The 3,498-nt window shown below is 64.3% G+C and carries 3 protein-coding genes; all 3 read left to right on the forward strand.

Going from position 1 to position 3,498, the window contains the following annotated elements; translation table 11 throughout:
* Positions 1 to 983, forward strand: a 983-nt coding sequence (locus AC5JJ6_RS17830) for a GltB/FmdC/FwdC-like GXGXG domain-containing protein (RefSeq protein WP_496043343.1), incomplete at its 5' end; no start/stop codon positions are given.
* A gap of 248 nt (positions 984 to 1,231) precedes the next feature.
* A complete protein-coding gene (locus AC5JJ6_RS17835) occupies positions 1,232 to 1,672 on the forward strand; it encodes a GNAT family N-acetyltransferase (RefSeq protein WP_496043344.1) in 441 nt (146 codons plus the stop codon).
* A 116-nt stretch (positions 1,673 to 1,788) separates the two neighbouring features.
* Positions 1,789 to 3,498: PAS domain S-box protein (locus tag AC5JJ6_RS17840; protein ID WP_496043345.1), on the forward strand; the 1,710-nt coding region annotated here is incomplete at its 3' end.

Consider the following 3,498-nt stretch of genomic DNA (forward strand, 5'->3'; position numbering starts at 1 on the left):
CCCAACTCGGCTTCAAGACGCTGAACGAGGTGATCGGCCGCACCGACCTGCTCCATCAGGTCAGCCGGGGTGCGGCTCACCTGGACGACCTGGACCTCAACCCCCTGCTGGCCCAGGCCGATCCCGGCGACAGCGCCCGCTACTGCACGATGCAGGGCCGCAACGAGGTCCCGGACACCCTGGACGCCCGCATGATCGCCGATGCCCGTCCGCTGTTCGACGAGGGCGAGAAGATGCAGCTGGCCTATAACGTGCGCAACACGCACCGGGCCATCGGCACGCGGCTGTCGGCCATGGTGACCCGCAAGTTCGGCATGACCGGGTTGAAGCCCGGCCACGTCACCGTGCAGCTGCGCGGTTCCTGCGGCCAGTCGCTGGGCGCCTTCGCGGTCCAGGGCATCAAGCTGGAAGTTCTGGGCGACAGCAACGACTATGTCGGCAAGGGCCTGTCGGGCGGCACCATCACGGTCCGGCCGAGCACCAACAGCACGCTGAAGTCGAACGAGAACACGATCATCGGCAACACCGTGCTGTACGGCGCCACCGCTGGCAAGCTGTTCGCCGCCGGTCAGGCGGGCGAGCGGTTCGCCGTCCGCAACTCCGGCGCGCTGGTCGTGGTCGAGGGCTGCGGCTCCAACGGTTGCGAATACATGACCGGCGGAACCGCGGTGATCCTGGGCAAGGTCGGCGAAAACTTCGGCGCCGGCATGACCGGCGGCATGGCCTTCATCTATGACGAGGACGGCAGCTTTTCCCACAAAGTCAACGAGGAGAACGTGATCTTCCAGCGCATCGAAGTGCCGCACTACGAGACGCTGCTGAAGAGCCTGATCGCCGAACATGTCGAGGAGACGCAGAGCAAGTTCGCCGAGCGCCTGCTCAACGACTGGCATCTGGTCCGGGACCACTTCTGGCAGGTCGTGCCGAAAGAAATGGTCCACCGGCTCGATATCCCGGTGCGTGCACCCCAGGCAGCGGACTGATCGGTCCCGCAGCGGATCAGTTGGAAATGGGATGGGACGGCCGATAGCTATGATCAGACCTGTCTGATTACTTGGTTATCGGACGTCCCATGCCACTTTTTCCCTTCCATCGACTACTTGTACCGAACGGCGGCGTGCGCTAACCCTTCTGCCAGGGGCGGCGCACTCTCCGGTTCGCCTTTCCTGAATAAGGCAACTTCCCGTTCCGTTTATCGGCGGATGGGGATGTCGCGCGGGGGAGCGAGCACATGATCGAGCGCTGGAAGACCGCTATCATGATCCGGGCCGCCACGACCGGCGACGAGCCGCGCTGTGCCGAGATCTTCCTTTCCACCCGCCGGGCAGCCTTCCACTGGCAGCCTGCCGCTCCCTTCGACCTCGACGACTATCGCCGCTCGGTCGAGGACGAAGAAGTCTGGGTCGCCGAATTGGGCAATCTGGTCGTCGGCTTCGCCTCCATATACCCGCCGGCCGGCCTCATCCAGAACCTGTTCGTCGATCCGGACTGGCAGCACCACGGTATCGGCACCGCCCTTCTCGACCGCGCCTGCGCCCATCTCTCGCAGCCCGTGCGCCTGCGCTGCCTCGCGGCCAACAGGAATGCTAGGGCATTCTACGAGCGCAATGGATGGGTGGTGGAGGCGCCCCCTCTACCGCCCCGAGACCCTTTCATCCTCTATCGCAAGTAGTTGCTGCAATAGGTCGCAACCCAATCAATTGACCAGGGCCTATCCTTTTGTGCTAAAAACGGAGCTTCCGGATTCTGGCAGCCGTACCTCCGGTGAGCCCCAGCCCTGGATTGCTCGTGAACCAGCAGCGCGTAACGCCGACGATTTTCCTGAGTCTATATGCCGGATTGGTGCTTCTGGTCGCGGGGCTTCTTGGCTTCAACGAGTTGAAGACGCATGACGATACCATCGTGCAGGCGCAGGAGAAATCGCGCGCCCTGGCGAACCTCGCCGCGGAGCACATGCTCCGCATGGTCGAGATCAACGACATAGCGCTCCGCAACGCGATCAAATACTTCTCGCTTCGGGACGTCGAACAGTCCGGAGGCATCTGGGCGGATTGGCACAACCTTGCCCATCTGGAGGGAAGCGGCATCGCCGGAGAAGTTTCCCAAGTCCGCTACATGCTGATCATCGCCGCCGACGGGGTCGTCCGCCTGCACTCCCACCGCTTTCCGGCGGAACCTCAGAGCGTCAAGGGCACGGACTTCTTCGATGTACAGGCCGCCATCCCCAAACTGCGCACCGCCGGTCCCCTCTTCATCGGCGAACCGAGGATGGAGGAAGGCGGAACCGAACTCTACCTCCCCATCAGCCGCCGCATCGGGCGCCCTGACAGCGGCGCCTTCAGCGGAGTCGTCGCCGCTGCCATACGGCCGGAAATCTCCAACCGCTTCTTCGAATCCCTTGGTGCGGGCCAGGAGGGCATTCTGTTCCTGATGCACGCAAACGGCACGATCCTGTCGTCGAACCCGTTCAGGGGCGATCTGATCGGCCATAAGCTCGCGAACCAGAAACTGCTGGAGGAGATCCGCGGCCAGAATGCTTCAGGCACCCATACCGGAGCCCACCTGGCTTCCGAATGCTGTTTCGATCGGTCCGCCCGCATCATCGCATCGCGCCAGATCAGCACGCTGCCTCTCTATGTCGCGGTCGGCCTTTCGGAGAAGGACGTACTGGCCGAATGGCGGGAGGGGCTCAACAACCACATCTTCATGACCGCCGTGGTCCTGCTGAGCTTTACCGGCCTGGTGCTGGTGATGCTTCGGCAATACCGCAAGCACGTGCTTGCCCACGGCCTGCTGTCGGAGACATATGACGCGGCGGGTACAGGCTTCTGCATGGTGGACGGCTCCGGACGCGTGGTCAGGGCCAATGCCGCCTATGGCGCGCTGTGCGGCGTCGGCGAAAACGAACTGGTCTATCGCCCCTTCACCGAGATCTTCCCGCCCGACGACCGCAACCGGGCACATGAGCTGCTGCGTTCCGCCGGCGCTGGCGAAACCCAGGCTCCCATGATCCTGAAGCTTCGCCATTCCGACGGACGGTCCAGACGCGTCCTGATCACGGCCGGCGCTTTTCCCGACGCCTCGGGCCGGCTGTTCCTCGTGGTCGCCGCCAACGACGTGACCGAGCGGGAGAGGCAGGAAGAACGGCTGCGCGAGAACGAGCGGCGGCTGCGGCAGGCACAGCGGATCGCCGGCATCGGCTGGTGGACGATCGAGCTGACCAGCGGACGCGTGGTCTGGTCCGACACGCTGTACGACATTTGGGGCTGGGACCCCGGCTCCCTGCCGACGCTGGACAGCTGGCGTGCGTCGATCCATCCCGAAGACAGGGCACGCCTGAACGACGGCGATCCGACCGACGGCCCCGACAGCACCCGTGAGTACCGCATCGTCCGCCCGGACGGGACCGAACGGCACGTCCGCGAGGAGTTCACCCGCAGCCGGGACGAGACCGACCAGACCATGCGCTTGTTCGGCATCATCCAGGACGTGACCGAA

It is taken from the genome of Skermanella sp. (assembly GCF_059503625.1).

Excerpts from the sequence above, each read along its gene's own strand:
- AC5JJ6_RS17835 (WP_496043344.1), top strand. The coding sequence starts at position 1,232 with ATGATCGAGCGCTGGAAGACCGCTATCATGATCCGGGCCGCCACGACC.